At 67.3% G+C, this 722-nt stretch carries 1 protein-coding gene; it reads left to right on the top strand.

Annotation, left to right across the window (positions count from 1 at the left end; genetic code table 11):
• On the top strand, positions 1 to 722 hold a 722-nt coding region (locus tag OOZ15_RS19950; protein ID WP_265958188.1), incomplete at both ends, for an immunoglobulin domain-containing protein.

Below are 722 nucleotides of genomic sequence, written 5' to 3'. Positions count from 1 at the left end.
CTGCCGGACCCTGGCAACCGTTTGGCGCCGGGGACGGCCCTGGCGCACGACACGTGGTACTACGGGGCCTATGTGGAGCTGGACTCCGGGGGCAACGAGCTTTGCGAGTCGGCGCGGCGTTTGGAGGTGTACGTGGAGTTCGACGAGCTCCCTTTGGCACCTACCTTGCCCGATGGGGGCGACCAGCAGGCGTTCTGCGGGGGCCCCGCCCCTACGGTGAACCATCTGGAGGCGACCCCTGCGGCGGGGACGGAGCTGGTGTGGTTCGACGAGGCGACGGGGGGCGTGCGCCTTGCGGGGATCACGCCCTTGACGGACGGTGCGACGTACTATGCGGAGAGTTTTGACCCGGACATCAACTGTGTGAACGTGGACCGTTCAGCGGTGACGGTGTCGCTGAACGGCCCGGTGTCGGTGGTGGACCCGATAGATAATGCGGTGGCCTGTGCGGGCGGCGATGCGACCTTTGCGGTGACGGGCAGCAGCGGCCAGGGCGGCGATCTGTCGTACCTGTGGGAGGAGAGCACGGACGACGGGGCGAGCTGGACGGTGATAGCAGGGGAAGAATCGAACATATATACAAGGACAGGCGTAGGCCCGGCCGAGGACGGCCTTGACATCCGGGTGACGCTGGGCGTTGCGGGCTGTACGGGCACGGTGAGCTCGTTCGCGCAGCTGGTGGTGGAAGGCCCTGTGTCGATCACGGCGCAGCCGCAGGACGC

Source organism: Galbibacter kalidii, assembly GCF_026241135.1.
GTDB lineage: Bacteria > Bacteroidota > Bacteroidia > Flavobacteriales > Flavobacteriaceae > Galbibacter.
Note: the sequence above shows the minus strand (reverse complement) of the source record. Positions and strands in the feature narration are given on the sequence as shown.